The organism is Streptomyces sp. NPDC005566 (assembly GCF_040605575.1).
Lineage (GTDB): Bacteria > Actinomycetota > Actinomycetes > Streptomycetales > Streptomycetaceae > Streptomyces.
Genome location: NZ_JBEXDB010000007.1, coordinates 302,707 through 318,245, shown reverse-complemented (window position 1 = coordinate 318,245; position 15,539 = coordinate 302,707). Strand labels below are relative to the sequence as shown.

Here is a 15,539-nt window from a genome sequence, read left to right as displayed (position 1 = left end):
GGGATGACCTTGCCCGTCGTGGCCTCTGCGGGAAACGGTGCCTCGCTGTCGGCAGAACGGGGAACTCTCCGCGGTTCAGAGCGTATGCGCGAGCGGGCTGCGGTTGCGCAGCAGCCACTGGTGGTAGCCCGCCGCCCGCCGGGCCGCTTCGCGGTACGCCGCTTCCAGCTCCCCGTACACCACGTCCGAGTCGGCACCCGTCCGGGAGACCAGCATGAGCCGCACCGCGAGCGGGTCGCCGCGCAGCGGGCGGATCGCCATGTCGTCGCGCGGGCCCGAGGTGGGCTGGCAGGGAGCGACCGCTTCGCCGAGTACGACCAGGGAGGCCGCCGTGAGGTAGTCGCCGTGCAGGACGGGCGGGTCGAGGCCGGCGGCGCCGAGCACCCGTCGTACGCCGTCCCATTCGCCGTCCACCGACGGGTCGACCATCCAGCGGTCGGCGGCCAGGTCGCCGAGGTCCACCACGGGGCTGCCCGCCGCGGGGTGGTCGCGGGACAGGGAGATGAACTGCGGTTCCCGGTCGAGAAGTACGCGCCGGTCCAGGCCGTCCGGAATGTCCAGCGGGAAGCCCTCCACCTCGTGCACGAACGCGACGTCGAGGCGACCCGCCGCGACCGTGCGCAGCAGGGTCCGGGCGGAGACGTCGACGCGCAGGGAGATGTCCGTTTCGGGCAGCCTCACCCGAAGCCGGCGCAGCCAGCCGCCGATGACCCGGCTCGCGGTGGATCCGATGCGGAGCCGCGGGCCTTCCGCGCGGGCCGCCTCGGCCTCCGCCAGGGCGGCTCCGACCAGGGCCGTCATGCCGTCGACCAGGGGGCGGGCCCTGCTGAGGACGGCGCGTCCGAGCAAGGTCGGTCGGCAGCCGGTCCGTTCGCGCCGGAAGAGCTCCGCCCCCAGGGATTTCTCGATCCGCTGCAGCTGGGTGGTCAAGGAGGGCTGGCTCACGCCGAGTCGCCGGGCCGCTTGGTGCAGGCTGCCCGTGTCGGCGATGGCGCAGAGCGCCTTGAGGTGTCTCACCTCGAGCTCCATGGGCAGGAGCGTATGGCTGTCCGTATGCGGTGCACCAGACGGCTCAACCCCACTAAACAACGGTAATTCAGGGAGTGTTGGGACTCTGTGTATGTGCGATTGCTGTGCTGGTGCTGTGGGGGCGATAGGGCGGCGTTATCGCTGGTTGACATCATCCGCTGCGGCCCGGCTGCGCAACACACTCTCTCCGTACCCCCCACCCGTTCCCTGTCCGGCTCGCCGGACAGGGTTCATCGGACAGGTAGGAGATCCCCGCATGAGACACCCCAGGACAGCCGTCATGTCGGCAGTGGCCGGTCTCGGCCTCACCCTTGCCGCCGCGCTGGGCACCACGCCCGCCGTCGCCGCGGCTCCGTCCCCTGTCGCACCCTCCACCTCCGTGACGGCCGCCCAGGCCGGCTACGCCGCGTACGCCGGATCCAGTGAGAACGCCGCAGCGAACAAGGCCTTCTTCGACGCCGTCATGAAGTCGGTCGCCGAGAAGCGCGCCGCCAACCCGGGCGCCCAGGCGGTCACCGTCGTCTACAACGCCGCCAACGCTCCCACCTTCCGCAGCCAGATAGCGAGCAGCGCCAGCATCTGGAACAGCTCGGTCAGCAACGTCAAGCTGCAGGCGGGCTCCAACGCCGACTTCAGCTACTACGAGGGCAACGACTCGCGGGGCTCGTACGCGAGCACCAACGGGCACGGCAGCGGCTACATCTTCCTCGACTACGCCCAGAACCGGCAGTACAACTCGACCCGTGTCACCGCTCACGAGACCGGGCACGTGCTCGGGCTGCCGGACCACTACACCGGCCCGTGCAGTGAGCTCATGTCCGGTGGTGGCCCCGGCACGTCCTGCACGAACGCCTACCCGAACGCGAACGAGCGCTCGCGGGTGAACACCCTGTGGCGGAACGGCCTCGCAGCGGCGCTCGCACGTACCGCTTCCTGACACCGTCGAACCAGTGCCGTAGGGGCCGCTCCGGGGCGGCCCCTACGCGCATGTCCGGACGCCGGGGCTCAGGCGAGCTCCAGCGGGAAGGCGCCACGGTGCCCGGTCCCCGCCCCCTGGGCCGGACGCGGCTCGAACTCCGGGCAGCTCCAGATCTCCTGGACCAGTCCCGTACGCCTGTCCCACAGGTCGGCGACATCTCCGCCGCCTGCCGCGTCGCGGTAGGCGTCCTTCGCCCCGCGGAAGCAGGCGAGTCCGCCGGAGAGCCCGCGGACCGGTACGGGGAAGTAGTCCGAGAAGGCGCAGGCGATGCACGTCTGGAGACGGATTCCGGGCGGCAGGATGCGCTGGATCGTCGCCAGGGCGGACGCGAAGTCGCTCTCGGCCCGGTTCGATTCGTACGCCGCACCGTCCAGATGGAGGGCGAGGTACAGATCCGGCTCGGCACGGCGCAGCGACAGCAGGCAACTGAGCGTGACCTGGCGGACCGTGCCGGAGACGAGGACCGGGAGCGGCAGGTCCCACTCGAGGACGCAGTCGCTGAGCGAGCCGTCCACCAGGTCGAACGCCCCTCCTTCGGGCGGCACCGCGGCCACGGGGCTCAGGCTGTCGAAGCTCTCGCCCTCGAATGCGGCACCCCTGACGCGGATCCGGAGCTGCTGCCCGTCCGTGGTGAGGATGACCGGCTCGGAACCGTGACGGTCCCGGTACCAGCCTGCCCACGACTCATCTGTCATGTGCAGGGACTGTAGCCCGTGCCCGGCGCCGCCCCGGTGGCACCCTCCCCTTCTCCCGCGCAGCGGCCTGACCGTCGTTCAGACCGGGTGCGGTTCACGCCACATGGGCCACATGGAGGGCCCGTCCGGGAGGTCCACGGTCCGCCCCATGAAGGTGAACCCGAGCCGCTCGTAGAGACCCCGGCTGCGCTCGCTGCTCGCCTCCAGATAGGCCGGCACACCATCGCGGTCGCACTGCTCCAGCACCTCGGTGATGAGCGCTTCCCCGATCCCCTCCCCCTGGCGCTCCGGCGAGACACCGATCATCAACAGGTACTCGTGGGCGCGGTCGTGCGGATGGACGGCGCCCGTCAGCCTCCCGATCAGTTCGGCCCGTTCGTTGCCGGGATCCGCTGTCTCCCTCATGAGCGCGGGTGTGCCGCCGTCCCCCTCGGGCGCCCCCGCCGGCACCGGGAGCCAGAGGGCCGCGGCCGTGCCGTCCTCCAGGATGTCGATCCGCCCGCCCGCGAGCGTGATGTCCGCGAAGACGCCGAGGAACTTCCCGTGCACCGCGCGCCGGTGCTCCTCGTCCGGAAAGACCCAGCTGCTCACCGGGTCGTTGTGGAACGCCTCGTCCAGGATCCGTACGACCTGGTCCCTGTCCCGCTCGTCCGCCTGCCGTATGCGTACACCCATGACCGGCCCCGCCCCTTCGTCCCCGATGTGATGGTCCCAACCGACTTTCGGGATCCTAGAGTTGATTCGGGGCGCTGGTCACGGAGGCATGGGCTCAGTGCGTCCTGCGGGTGACGAACTCGGCCAGTGCGAGCAGGTCCCCGGCAGCGGCCGGCTCGGGCACCGCCCGGGACAGATGGTGGACCGCCCGGGCCATCCGGTCCGCTGCGCACATCTGCGCCCAGTCCCTGCCGCCCGCCCGGTCCACGGCGCCGGCTGCCCTGCTCACCTCGTCCGGAGTGTTCATGGGTCCCCGGTAGAGCGCGGCCAGTTCGGCGGCAGCGGGCGTGCCGGAGGTGAGAGCGGCCACCACCGGCAGGGACTTCTTGTGGGCCGACAGATCCGCCCCGACCGGCTTGCCCGTACGGTCCGTGTCCCCCCAGATCCCGATCAGGTCGTCGATGAGCTGGAAGGCCAGACCCGCCTCCCTCCCGAAGCCGTCCATGGCCCCCACCGCTCGCTCCCCGGCCCCCGCGTACAGGGCACCGACGGCACAGGCACAGCCGAGCAGCGCACCCGTCTTGGCCGTGGCCATGGTGAGGCACTCGTCCAGCGTGACGTCCTCGGGGCCGCGCTTCTCCAGGGCGCAGTCGGCCTGTTGCCCCGCGCACAGTTCGATGACGCAGGTGGACAGCCGGGCCGAAGCCCGTGCGGACGCCGGGTGCGGGTCGTCGGACAGCAGTCGCTGTGCGAGGGCGAGCATGGCGTCCCCGGTGATGACGGCGTCCGGCACACCGAACACGGCCCACGCCGTGGGGCGGTGCCTGCGGGTGGCGTCCTCATCGATCACGTCGTCGTGGAGCAGGGTGAAGTTGTGCGCCAGCTCCACGGCCACTGCGGCCCGTACCGCGTGGTCGGGATCGCCGCCCAGCGCACGTGCGGCGGCCAGGACCAGTGCGGGCCTGATGGCCTTGCCGGCCAGTCCCGAAGCCGGGCTTCCGTCCGCGTTCTGCCAGCCGAAGTGGTACATCGCGACCTGGCGTATGCCTCCGGGCAGCGATTCCACGGCAGCTCGCAGATGCGGGTCGACGACACCGCGGGTGCGCTCCAGGAGCGCGGCGGCCTCATGCCCTTCCGTCGCGGCATCCGTACTCGTCATGGTCACGGTCACTCCTTCCGGGTGCCCCGGAGGCACCTCTGTCGCGGCCCTGCGCGTACGGGGCCCGGGCGGGCGTCCCCCGGGCCCCGGGCGGATCACCGCCAGCGGCTGACCTCGACGTTCTCCAGGACACCCAGGGCATCCGGCACCAAAATGGCGGCGGAGTAGTAAGCCGTTACCAGGTACGAGATGATCGCCTGCTCGTCGATGCCCATGAAGCGGACCGACAGGCTCGGCTCGATCTCGTCCGGGATGCCGCTCTGCTGAAGTCCGACGACGCCCTGGTCCGCTTCACCGGTCCTCATGCAGATGATCGATGTCGTGCGGGCTTCGGTGACGGGGATCTTGTTGCACGGGAAGATCGGAACCCCGCGCCAGGCAGGCACATGGTGCCCGCCGACCTCCACGCTCTCCGGCAGCAGACCGCGCTTGTTGCACTCGCGGCCGAAGGCGGCGATGGCCCGCGGGTGGGCCAGGAACAGGTTCGACCCGCGTCGGCGCGACAGCAGCTCGTCCATGTCGTCGGGGCCGGGGGCCCCGTCGTGGGGCTGGAGCCGCTGCCCGTAGTCGCAGTTGTTGAGCAGTCCGAACTCGCGATTGTTGATCAGTTCGTGCTCCTGGCGCTCCCTCAGCGCCTCGACGGTGAGCCGCAGCTGCTGCTCGGTCTGGTTCATCGGCTGGTTGTAGAGATCGGCGACCCTGCTGTGGACCTTCAGTACGGTCTGGGCGACGCTCAGCTCGTATTCACGTGGAGCCGACTCGTAGTCGACGAACGTGTGCGGGACGACGCTCTCCCCCACATGACCGGCGGACAGGTCGATCTCCGCCTCGCCGTAGCGGTTGGTGCGCTGGTGCGGGATGGAGAGCAGTCCGGCGAGGTGGTCGCGCAGCGAGTCGGCGCGGGCCGCGAGGTTGAGCACGTCCGAACGGCGCAGGGTCAGCAGCGTGCAGGCGGTGACGGCCCGGGCCGTGTACTCCCAGGCCGCGTCGCCGTCGATCAGCGCCTGGTCACCGAAGTAGGCGCCGTCGGCGAGGACTCCGAGCACCGTCTCGTCGCCGTACGGGCCGGTGCCGACCTTCTCGACCTTTCCGTGGGCCAGCAGGAAGACGCGGTCCGCCGCGTCCCCCGAAGCGGCGAGCACCTCGCCGGCCGCCACGTCACGCTGCTCGCACCTGCGCGCCAGCTCACCCAGCACCTCTTCGTCCCCGAAGTCCCGCAGGGCGGGCAGTTCGCCGAGCTCGGCGGGGATGACCGCGACCCGGTCGCCGGTCTGGACGAAGGTCAACCGGCCGTCACCGACCGAATAGCTGAGCCGGCGGTTCACCCTGTACGTCCCGCCCTGCACCTGCACCCACGGCAGCATGCGCAGCAGCCACCGCGAGGTGATCTCCTGCATCTGCGGGGCGGACTTGGTCGTTGTCGCGAGGTTCCGCGCAGCCGCTGTGCCGAGACTCTGCTGCGGCGGCGGTTGCGTGTCGCGAACCTCTTCACCAACGGACATCCGACATCCTCTCGATCATGGACTGACCTGCGAGAAGAAGCCTTTCAGCACAGGGACAGGGTGCGCTATTACACAAAAGAGTGTGACTAATCGGGCTCACGTCGGGGCACGTTACTCTGCGTCGCCGCGCGTCCTCGTTAATTTGCATCAAGCATGCAACATATCTATCCTGAGCCCATGCGCCTGACGAGATTCACCGACGTGGCACTGCGCGTACTCATGCGCCTGGCTGTCGCGACGGGGGACGAGGACCCGCCGACCACCCGGGAGGTGGCGGCCACCATGCAAGTGCCGTACACCCACGCCGCCAAGGTCGTCGCCCGACTCCAGCACCTCGGCCTCGTCGACGCACGCCGCGGCCGCGGCGGTGGCCTCACCCTCACCGGAGCCGGCCGGTCCGCATCGGTCGGCGCCCTCGTGCGCCAGCTGGAAGGGCCCGACGAGGTGGTCGAGTGCGAGGGCACCACTCCCTGCCCCCTACGCTCCGCCTGCCGGCTGCGCTCCGCCCTCCGGGCGGCGGAAGAGGCCTTCTACGCCTCGCTCGACCCCATCGCCGTCACCGATCTCGTCGCCTCCCCCACCGGCCCCCTGCTGATCGGCATCAGCGGCAGCCGTCCCGCACCGGACTGATCGGAGCCCTGTCCATCGTCCATCGATTTCGTCGCCCCAAAATATGCATCTGAAATACCAGTTCAACGTTCTGCCCGTCCGTCCTGCCCCACTCCACACCCGAGGAGTCACCCGATGCTCTCCGAGACGTCGACCGCCACCGTCCGTGCCACCCTGCCCGCCGTCGGGGCAGGCATGGGCGACATCGCGGACCTCTTCTACCGGAAGCTGTTCGACGCCCGGCCCGAGTTGCTCCGCGACCTGTTCAACCGCGGCAACCAGGCGTCCGGCACACAACGCCAGGCCCTCGCAGGCTCCATCGCCTCCTTCGCCGCCCATCTGGTCGAACACCCGGAGACCCGCCCCGACGCGATGCTGATCCGCATCGCCAACAAGCACGCGTCGCTCGGCATCACACCCCCGCAGTACGAGGTCGTGCACACCCATCTCTTCGCGGCCATCGCCGAGGTACTCGGTGAGGCGGTCACGCCGGAGGTCGCCGCCGCCTGGGACGAGGTCTACTGGCTGATGGCGAACGCCCTGATCGCCATCGAGAGCCGCCTGTACGCCCAGCAGGGCGTTGTCGCAGGTGACGTGTGGCGCGAGTGGACGGTGACCTCACGGACCGATGAGACGCAGGACGTCGCCACGTTCTGGATCACCCCCTCCGACGGCGCTCCGGCTCCCGGCTTCAACCCGGGCCAGTACGTCTCCGTGCAGGTCGGACTCCCCGACGGCGCACACCAGATACGCCAGTACAGCCTCTCCTGCGCGCCGGGCTCCGCCCTGCGTTCCCTCACCGTCAAGCGGGTGCGGGGCCGAGGCACTCCCGACGGCGAGGTCTCGCAGTACCTGCACGCCCATGTGCGGGAGGGCGACCGGCTGCGCGTCTCGGCCCCGTACGGTGATCTGGTGCTCGACGACAGCGACGCCCCGCTGTTCCTCGCCTCGGCGGGCATCGGCTGCACCCCCATGCTGTCGATGCTGGAACACCTGGCGGCGAAGGACCACCGCTCCCCAGTGACCGTGGTGCACGGCGACCGTTCGGCCGCCGACCACGCCCTGCGCACGGACCACGCCCTGCTCACCGGCAAGCTCCACGACGCCACCGCACACTTCTGGTACGAGCACCCGGAGCCGGGCCACCCCCGGGAGCGCACCGGTACGGTCGACCTGACCAGCCTTCCGATCGCTTCCGGAACCCGCGCCTACCTCTGCGGCCCGCTGCCGTTCATGCGCGCCGTCCGCTCCCAACTGCTCGCCAGGAATGTGCGCGCGGCCGACATCCACTACGAGGTGTTCGGCCCCGACCTCTGGCTCGCCCGGGGCTGACCACTCCCGGACACGGCGCCCACAGCTCGCGGAACTGTCCGGAACGACTCGCGAGTTGCCCGAACAGGTGGCCCGGAGGCCTGCGTTCCGGTAGAAGCGCTGTACGGACACACTCCCCCCGTACCAAAGGAGTCGGCCATGTCCTCACCCATGTCCGCGAGCAACTTCCTCAAAGCCCTCAAGGACGAAGGGCTCACCGTCGTCCAGGTCGGCGACTGGCGCACGCACAACCGCAATCACCAAGGCCCCTGGGGGCCGGTGCACGGCGTGATGATCCATCACACCGTCACCAAGGGCACCGCCCGTACCGTCGAGATCTGTCGTGACGGCTACTCGGGCCTGCCCGGCCCGCTCTGCCACGGCGTGATCGCCAAGGACGGCCGGGTCCATCTGGTCGGCTACGGCCGCGCCAATCACGCCGGCCTCGGCGACGACGACGTCCTGCGCGCAGTCATCGCGGAGAAGGGACTGCCGACGGACAACGAGGCCAACACCGACGGAAACCGGCACTTCTACGGGTTCGAGTGCGAGAACCTCGGCGACGGAGAGGACCCCTGGCCCGCCGTCCAGCTCGAAGCCGTGGAGAAGGCCGCCGCAGCGGTCTGCCGCTTCCACCACTGGGACGCACCCTCGGTCATCGGTCACCTGGAATGGCAGCCGGGCAAGGTCGACCCGCGCGGCTTCTCGATGGCAGGCATGCGCACCCGCATCCACGACCGGCTCAAGTAGCGGCGGGCGATCCGCGCAGGCCGCACCGGCGGCACAATGAGTGCATGCACCACGAAGCGCTCGACCTCTCCCGGCTGCAGCCGGCTCTCCCCTCGCCCCTGCAGGCGGCCGAGGACGAGCGCTTCGCCCGTCACGGCGTGACCCTGCTCCTCAAGCGCGACGACCTGATCCACCCCGACCTGCCCGGCAACAAGTGGCGGAAGCTCGCCCCCAATCTGCGGGCGGCCGCCGGACACACCGTTCTGACCTTCGGCGGGGCCTACTCCAATCACCTGCGCGCCACGGCCGCCGCCGGACGCCTGCTCGGCTTCCCCACGGTCGGGGTCGTGCGCGGCGACGAACTGGCCGGCCGCCCCCTCAACCCCTCCCTCGCCCGGTGCGCGGCCGACGGCATGCGTCTGCACTTCGTGGACCGGGCGACGTACCGCTCGAAGACCGCTCCCGAGGTCCTGGACGGGCTGCTGAGCCTCTTCGGGGCGTGCACCGTCCTCCCGGAGGGAGGCAGCAACGCTCTCGCCGCACAGGGCTGCACAGCGCTCGGCCAGGAGCTGCGCGGGCAGGGCGACACGGTCGCGGTGGCCTGCGGGACCGGTGGCACCCTGGCCGGGCTGGCTGCCGGACTCGCTCCGGGGCAACGCGCCCTGGGCATTCCTGTGCTGCGCGGCGGCTTCCTGGAGGACGTGGTGCTGAACCTGCAGCACGAGGCCTTCGGCGCACGGACCGGCCAGTGGTCCCTGGACGAGCGCTTCCACTTCGGCGGCTACGCACGTACGACCCCGGGGCTGCACGCGTTCGCCGACGACTTCGAGGACCGCCACGGTCTGCCGGTCGAGCGGCTCTACGTGGCCAAACTGCTGTACGCCCTGACCGCACTGGCCGAAGAGGGCGCCTTCGCCCCGGGATCCACGGTGACCGCCGTGATCACCGGGCGGCCGGACTGACTGAGCACCTGGACCGACAGGCCCCCAGGGCTCGGGCCCTCAGGTTCCGTCCGACTCCCGGTAGGCCGCTGCCTCTTCGAGGTCGAGCCGGCGCAGCAGGGCGCGCAGCATCTCGTCGTCGATCCGCCGCTCGTCCCTGAGCTGGACGAACACCTCGCGCTCGGCTCCGATCATCTCCCGTGCGAGCCGCCGGTAGGTCTCGTCCGCCGACTCCCCGGTGACCGGATTGGCCGCGCCCAGCCGCTCCCACACCGCGTTGCGGCGCCGTTCCATGACGGTCCGCAGACGTTCGGTGAGCGGTTCCGGCAGCGAGTTGCGCGGATCGGACAGCAACTCCTCCAGACGCGTCTCCGCAGCCGTCGAAGCCTCGCTCTGCGCCTGCGCCTCGGCCAGTGTCTCGGTCCGCACGTCACGTCCCGGCAGTTTCAGCACACGCACGAGGAGCGGCAGGGTGAGACCCTGGATGACCAGGGTCGCGATGACGGTCGTGAAGGTCAGGAAGAGCACCAGGTTGCGAGCCGGGAAGTCCTCCCCGTCGTGCGTGACCAGCGGGATGGAGAACGCGATGGCGAGCGAGACGACGCCCCGCATCCCCGCCCAGCTCACGATCAGCGGCGAGGTCCACGGCAGGTCGGGTTCGCGCTCTCTGATGCGCCGGGAGAGCCACAGGGGCAGATAGATCGCCGGGTAGACCCAGACGAAGCGCACCACGACCACTGCGATGAAGACGGCGGCCGCGTACCAGAGGGCCTCGATGACGCTGTAGGTGCCGAGTTCTCGCAGCACGAAGGGCAGCTGCAGCCCGATGAGTGCGAAGACCGCGGACTCCAGGATGAACGCGACCATCTTCCAGACCGCCGCCTCCTGGAGCCGTGTCGCGAAGTCGACCTGCCAGGAGCGGTGCCCCAGGTAGAGCGCGACGACGACCACGGCCAGCACCCCGGAGGCGTGCACCCGCTCAGCGGCCGCGTACGCCACGAAGGGAATCAGCAGGGACAGGGTGTTCTGCAGCAGCGCCTCCTTGAGGTGCGTGCGCAGCCAGTGCAGCGGCACCATCAGGACCAGGCCGACAGCGACTCCGCCGACCGCCGCCAGCAGGAACTCGCCGATTCCCTCGGCCCAGCTCACGCCCTCCCCGACCGCGGCGGCGAGGGCCACCCTGAAGGCGGTGATCGCGGTGGCGTCGTTCACCAGGGACTCGCCCTGGAGGATGGTCGTGACCCGGGCGGGCAGCCCGACCCGGCGCGCGATCGCGGCGGCCGTGACGGCGTCCGGCGGGGCGACCACCGCTCCGAGCACGAGCGCGGCGGTCAGCGGCAGGTCGGGCACGACCAGGTACGCCAGCCAGCCCACCGCGAGGGTGGCGAAGAGCACGTACCCCACGGAGAGCAGCGCGACCGGCCGCAGGTTGGCCCGCAGATCGAGGTACGAGCTGTCGACCGCGGCCGTGTACAGCAGCGGGGGCAGCAGAAGCGGCAGCACGACGTGCGCGTCCAGCGTGTAATCCGGTACGCCCGGCAGATATGCCGCCAGCAGCCCCACGGCCACCAACAGCAGCGGGGCCGGCACCGGGGTACGCCGCGCGGCCCCCGCGACCGCCGCGCTGGCCGCTACGAGTGCCACCAGCGGCAACGCGTCCATCTCACCGTCCTCGCATCCGTCGTAACGTGGCCATCATGAGTGAGTGCCTGCATGTTCTCGAAGTGCCGCGCCCCGAGCCCGCCCCGCTCAGCGAAACCTGCCTCGAGTGTCTGGCCGCGGGCAGCCATCCCGTTCAGTTGCGGCTCTGCCTCACCTGCGGCCACGTCGGCTGCTGCGACTCGTCGCCACTGAAGCACGCTACGGCGCACTTCCAGGAGACAGGTCATCCGGTCATGCGAAGTTACGAATGCGGCGACAACTGGCGCTGGTGCTTCGAGGACGGTTCGATCGTCTGACGTCTGGGTACGTCAAACCGGCGCCGGTTCTTCGCAATTGACCGCCGCAGACCTCTAGCCACTGTGCGTACTCATGGGCTTACCATGAGTGACGGTCAGGGGATGGGGTCTCGGCGACACGGCATCATGGATCGCGATAGCGTCGCCGAACCACAGAACCGACGAAGACCGCATGGCTCCGGGCACTCGTCCCGGAGCCTCGAATGAGTTTGTGCCACCTTGGAGGTGAGGGTGTCCCAGATCGCAGGCGAGCCCGGGAATCAGGACTTCGTAGAGGTCCGGCTGCCCGCTGCGGGTGCCTACCTGTCGGTGCTGCGTACGGCCACGGCCGGTCTCGCAGCGCGTTTGGACTTCACTCTCGACGAGATCGAGGATCTTCGCATCGCGGTCGACGAGGCCTGCGCGATCCTGCTCCAGCAGGCCGTGCCGGGTTCCGTCCTCAGCTGCGTCTTCCGCCTCGTCGACGACTCCCTCGAGGTGACCGTGTCGGCGCCGACCACGGACGGCCGCGCTCCCGAGCGCGACACCTTCGCCTGGACGGTGCTCTCCGCACTGGCCGGCAAGGTCGACTCCACGGTCGCCGACGACCGCACGGTCAGCATCAGCCTCTACAAACAGCGCGGCGCGGGACCCGGGCCGGCGTGAGCAACGGGAACGGGGACGGTCCTGTGCGGGACGAGACGATCCGACCCGGGGCGGCGCGCCCAGCAGCCGTCCCGGAGCAACAGGCCCTGCCGCACCCGGTGGACGGTGCGGACGGGACCCAAGGCCGCACGGTCGCGGTGAAGCAGTCGCAGGCAGAGCGGGCGGGCCAGATGAGCGAGCACAGGCACCACGATCCACACGACCGCAGCGGGGCGCGGGCACTCTTCATCGAGCTGCGCGAGCTTGCCGACGGCTCGCCGGAGAAGGCGGAGCTGCGCAACCGGCTGGTGCGCATGCACCTCCCGCTCGTCGAGCACCTGGCCCGCAGATTCCGCAACCGGGGCGAGCCGTTGGACGACCTGACCCAGGTCGCGACGATCGGACTGATCAAGTCCGTGGACCGGTTCGACCCGGACCGCGGGGTCGAGTTCTCGACGTACGCGACTCCTACGGTCGTCGGCGAGATCAAGCGCCACTTCCGGGACAAGGGCTGGGCGGTGCGGGTGCCCCGCCGCCTCCAGGAACTCCGGCTGTCGCTGACCACGGCAACCGCGGAGCTCTCCCAGCAGCACGGCCGCTCCCCGACGGTGCACGAGCTCGCGGAGCGGCTGGGCATCTCCGAGGAGGAGGTCCTGGAGGGCCTGGAATCGGCCAATGCCTACAGCACGCTCTCGCTGGACGTCCCGGACACGGACGACGAGTCCCCCGCGGTCGCGGACACGCTCGGCTCCGAGGACGAGGCGCTGGAGGGCGTCGAGTACCGGGAGTCGCTCAAGCCGCTGCTCGAGGACCTCCCGCCGCGGGAGAAGCGGATTCTTCTGCTCCGCTTCTTCGGCAACATGACCCAGTCGCAGATCGCCCAGGAGGTCGGCATCTCCCAGATGCACGTCTCCCGACTGCTGGCGCGCACGCTCGCACAGCTGCGCGAGCGGCTGCTCGTCGAGGAGTAGGCCGGGTAGGCAGGAGCGGGTCCGGGGGCAACGGAGACCCGGGGTCGTACGGGGCTCGGACGCGTGGGCGTCCGGAGGCTCAGGCCTCGGGGGTCGCCCGCGGCCCCCGGATGCCCAGCGCCCGGGTGGTCGCCGGGTTGAGCAGCAGCACGAGCGCCGTCACGGCGACGGCGGCAAGAACGATCCCGGCCGGGATCAGGGCGCCCTGCGCACGCAGCAGCGTCCAGGCGACCGGCAGCGCCATGAGCTGGGTGATGAGCGCGGGGCCACGGCTCCAGCTGCGCCGCAGCAGCAGCCCGCGGGCGGCGAACAGCGGAATCAGCCCGAGCGCCAGCAGCGTGAGTCCGCCCATCTCGGCCTGCTGGGGGCTCTCGGGCCGCCCGAGCAGCCCCATGACCAGCATGTAGATCCCGCCGATGGCGAGCGCCGCCCCTTCCAGGGCGCTGAGTGCGGCCACGACGGCGATCCGGCCCTGCCTCTCCGGGCCGGCCGAGGGCGACGGGGAGGGTGCATTCTGCTGAGTACTCACGTCATTCAGGTTGGCATCCCGGGACGCCGAACGCGAAGCCGGGGTGGAGACGGAGGGAAGCCGGACCTCGGGGCGCGGTCGAGCCGGACGGGAGCCGACCCCGCTCCCGGGGTGCCATTACTTTCCGTGACGGTCGGCGGACCGAGCGGATCAGGACTTCAGGCCGGTACCGCGCGGTAGGTACTCTGGCGGGCATGCGCGCACTCCTCGTGGTCAACCCAGCTGCCACCACTACCAGTGCGCGGACCCGTGATGTCCTCATCCACGCCCTCGCGAGCGAGATGAAACTCGAGGCCGTGACCACGGAGTACCGCGGCCACGCCCGTGACCTGGGAAGACGGGCAGCCGACTCCGACGACATCGACCTCGTGGTCGCCCTCGGCGGCGACGGCACGGTCAACGAAGTGGTGAACGGCCTGCTGCACAAGGGGCCCGATGTGGACAGCCTGCCGAGCCTCGCCGTGGTTCCGGGCGGTTCCACCAACGTGTTCGCACGCGCCCTGGGCATTCCGAACGACGCCGTGGAAGCGACCGGCGCCATTTTGGACGCCCTCGCCGACCGCAGCGAGCGCACGGTGGGCCTCGGTCTGGCGGCCGGCACCCCGGGTACGGCGGACGAAGCCGTTCCGGAGCGCTGGTTCACTTTCTGTGCCGGACTCGGATTCGACGCGGGCGTCCTCGGCCGGGTCGAACAGAAGCGCGAGCGCGGCAAGCGTTCGACCCACCCCCTGTACGTGCGCCAGGTGATCCGGCAGTTCCTTGAGGAGCCGCACCGGCGCAAGGGCCTGATCACCCTGGACGTACCCGGCCGGGACCCGGTCACGGAGCTGGCGCTGTCCATAATCTGCAACACCGCACCCTGGACCTACCTGGGGAATCGTCCGATGTACGCCTCCCCGAAGGCATCCTTCGACACCGGCCTGGACATCCTCGGCCTGAAGCGCCTCACCACACCCGCAGTGGCGAGGTACGCCACCCAGCTGCTCACGTCGAGCCCCGAGAAGGGTCCGCACGGTAAGCACGCAGTCTCCCTCCATGACCTCACAGACTTCACCTTGCATTCAAAGGCTCCACTGCCCTTCCAGATGGACGGTGACCACCTGGGACTGCGTACGAGCGTGACGTTCACAGGCGTACGCCGTGCACTGCGTGTGATTGTGTGAGTGGAAGGGCTCAAAGTCCTTTAACTCGAACGTTTGGGCTGGCCCCCACCCCTTAGAAGTACGGCTGTGACCTAGTCGACACCGAGGAATCAAAAAAAACTTTCCAGAAGGGGTTGTATCCGCCGCCGAGGTTTGCGAATCTCTACATGGCGATCGGGACGGCCCGCAACATCGGCCTCCACTGAGAGCCAGAACCCCTCCTCACCACAACAGGACCACAACCAGTTCATCTGGGAGTCGGACCTTCGTCTGCGGGGGGATTCGTGAAAGCGTTCACATTCACAAGCATCCGCATGTAATACCAAGGAGAGGTAGCAGCCATGGACTGGCGTCACAACGCCGTTTGTCGTGAGGAAGACCCGGAGCTGTTCTTCCCCATCGGCAACACCGGTCCTGCGCTGCTGCAGATCGAGGAAGCCAAGGCCGTCTGCCGTCGCTGCCCCGTCATGGAGCAGTGCCTGCAGTGGGCGCTCGAGTCCGGCCAGGACTCCGGCGTCTGGGGTGGCCTCAGCGAGGACGAGCGCCGCGCAATGAAGCGCCGCGCCGCTCGCAACCGGGCGCGTAACGCCAGCGCCTGACCGACGCCCCCCGCACGACGAGCCTCAGCCAGGCGGCGCGTACAGAGCGTACGCACAGCCCCGCCTTCGAGTCGCAGCGCGCAGTACCCCCGAAGCGCATCGCACCGT

17 protein-coding genes are annotated in these 15,539 nt (G+C 69.9%); 10 read left to right on the top strand and 7 right to left on the bottom strand.

The window, feature by feature from the left end:
* Positions 1-75: 75 nt before the first annotated feature.
* Positions 76-1,029 (bottom strand): LysR family transcriptional regulator, encoded by a 954-nt coding sequence (locus ABZS61_RS14055; RefSeq protein WP_356419244.1) that lies wholly within the window; start codon positions 1,027-1,029, stop codon positions 76-78.
* Positions 1,030-1,285: 256 nt separating this feature from the next.
* On the opposite strand from ABZS61_RS14055, the gene snpA reads away from it, so the two are divergent.
* A complete protein-coding gene (gene snpA / locus ABZS61_RS14050) occupies positions 1,286-1,966 on the top strand; it encodes a snapalysin (RefSeq protein WP_356419242.1) in 681 nt (226 codons plus the stop codon).
* A 68-nt stretch (positions 1,967-2,034) separates the two neighbouring features.
* On the opposite strand, the gene ABZS61_RS14045 is transcribed toward snpA, so the two are convergent.
* From ABZS61_RS14045 to ABZS61_RS14030, 4 genes are all read right to left on the bottom strand, one after another.
* Positions 2,035-2,703, bottom strand: a complete 669-nt coding sequence (locus ABZS61_RS14045; RefSeq protein WP_356419239.1) for a DUF6304 family protein — start codon at positions 2,701-2,703, stop codon at positions 2,035-2,037.
* Positions 2,704-2,781: 78 nt separating this feature from the next.
* Positions 2,782-3,378 (bottom strand): GNAT family N-acetyltransferase, encoded by a 597-nt coding sequence (locus ABZS61_RS14040; RefSeq protein WP_356419237.1) that lies wholly within the window; start codon positions 3,376-3,378, stop codon positions 2,782-2,784.
* A 94-nt stretch (positions 3,379-3,472) separates the two neighbouring features.
* Positions 3,473-4,516, bottom strand: a complete 1,044-nt coding sequence (locus ABZS61_RS14035; protein ID WP_356419234.1) for a family 2 encapsulin nanocompartment cargo protein polyprenyl transferase — start codon at positions 4,514-4,516, stop codon at positions 3,473-3,475.
* Positions 4,517-4,611: 95 nt separating this feature from the next.
* Positions 4,612-6,018, bottom strand: a complete 1,407-nt coding sequence (locus ABZS61_RS14030) for a family 2B encapsulin nanocompartment shell protein (protein ID WP_356419231.1) — start codon at positions 6,016-6,018, stop codon at positions 4,612-4,614.
* A gap of 177 nt (positions 6,019-6,195) precedes the next feature.
* Here ABZS61_RS14030 and ABZS61_RS14025 point away from each other — a divergent pair, with 177 nt between their 5' ends.
* The 4 genes from ABZS61_RS14025 to ABZS61_RS14010 all read left to right on the top strand — a co-directional run bounded on the left by ABZS61_RS14025 (position 6,196) and on the right by ABZS61_RS14010 (position 9,629).
* Complete coding sequence (locus ABZS61_RS14025) at positions 6,196-6,648, top strand: Rrf2 family transcriptional regulator (RefSeq protein WP_356419228.1); 453 nt, start codon at positions 6,196-6,198, stop codon at positions 6,646-6,648.
* A gap of 114 nt (positions 6,649-6,762) precedes the next feature.
* On the top strand, positions 6,763-7,959 hold the full coding sequence (locus ABZS61_RS14020; RefSeq protein ID WP_356419225.1) for a globin domain-containing protein: 1,197 nt from the start codon (positions 6,763-6,765) through the stop codon (positions 7,957-7,959).
* A 138-nt stretch (positions 7,960-8,097) separates the two neighbouring features.
* Positions 8,098-8,688: an N-acetylmuramoyl-L-alanine amidase gene (locus tag ABZS61_RS14015; RefSeq protein ID WP_356419222.1), complete on the top strand. Its 591-nt coding sequence runs from the start codon at positions 8,098-8,100 to the stop codon at positions 8,686-8,688.
* A gap of 44 nt (positions 8,689-8,732) precedes the next feature.
* Positions 8,733-9,629 (top strand): pyridoxal-phosphate dependent enzyme, encoded by an 897-nt coding sequence (locus ABZS61_RS14010; protein ID WP_356419219.1) that lies wholly within the window; start codon positions 8,733-8,735, stop codon positions 9,627-9,629.
* A 39-nt stretch (positions 9,630-9,668) separates the two neighbouring features.
* Here the strand turns inward: ABZS61_RS14010 and ABZS61_RS14005 are convergent, their stop codons facing one another.
* On the bottom strand, positions 9,669-11,270 hold the full coding sequence (locus ABZS61_RS14005) for a Na+/H+ antiporter (protein ID WP_356419216.1): 1,602 nt from the start codon (positions 11,268-11,270) through the stop codon (positions 9,669-9,671).
* 35 nt (positions 11,271-11,305) lie between these two features.
* Between ABZS61_RS14005 and ABZS61_RS14000 the strand changes: the two genes are divergently transcribed.
* The 3 genes from ABZS61_RS14000 (at position 11,306) to ABZS61_RS13990 (ending at position 13,161) form a co-directional block, all read left to right on the top strand.
* Positions 11,306-11,566 carry a UBP-type zinc finger domain-containing protein gene (locus ABZS61_RS14000; protein ID WP_356419213.1) on the top strand — a complete coding sequence of 87 codons (261 nt, stop codon included), beginning with the start codon at positions 11,306-11,308 and terminating at the stop codon, positions 11,564-11,566.
* A 231-nt stretch (positions 11,567-11,797) separates the two neighbouring features.
* Positions 11,798-12,211, top strand: a complete 414-nt coding sequence (locus ABZS61_RS13995) for an anti-sigma regulatory factor (protein ID WP_003966375.1) — start codon at positions 11,798-11,800, stop codon at positions 12,209-12,211.
* Positions 12,212-12,234: 23 nt separating this feature from the next.
* Entirely contained in the window at positions 12,235-13,161 is a 927-nt protein-coding gene (locus ABZS61_RS13990; protein ID WP_356419424.1) for an RNA polymerase sigma factor SigF, read from the top strand.
* A gap of 79 nt (positions 13,162-13,240) precedes the next feature.
* Here ABZS61_RS13990 and ABZS61_RS13985 read toward each other — a convergent pair whose 3' ends face one another.
* Positions 13,241-13,690 (bottom strand): hypothetical protein, encoded by a 450-nt coding sequence (locus tag ABZS61_RS13985; protein ID WP_329207528.1) that lies wholly within the window; start codon positions 13,688-13,690, stop codon positions 13,241-13,243.
* Positions 13,691-13,884: 194 nt separating this feature from the next.
* On the opposite strand from ABZS61_RS13985, the gene ABZS61_RS13980 reads away from it, so the two are divergent.
* Positions 13,885-14,853 carry a diacylglycerol kinase family protein gene (locus ABZS61_RS13980; protein WP_356419209.1) on the top strand — a complete coding sequence of 323 codons (969 nt, stop codon included), beginning with the start codon at positions 13,885-13,887 and terminating at the stop codon, positions 14,851-14,853.
* A 320-nt stretch (positions 14,854-15,173) separates the two neighbouring features.
* Positions 15,174-15,431: a WhiB family transcriptional regulator gene (locus ABZS61_RS13975; protein WP_003953983.1), complete on the top strand. Its 258-nt coding sequence runs from the start codon at positions 15,174-15,176 to the stop codon at positions 15,429-15,431.
* Positions 15,432-15,539 lie beyond the last annotated feature (108 nt).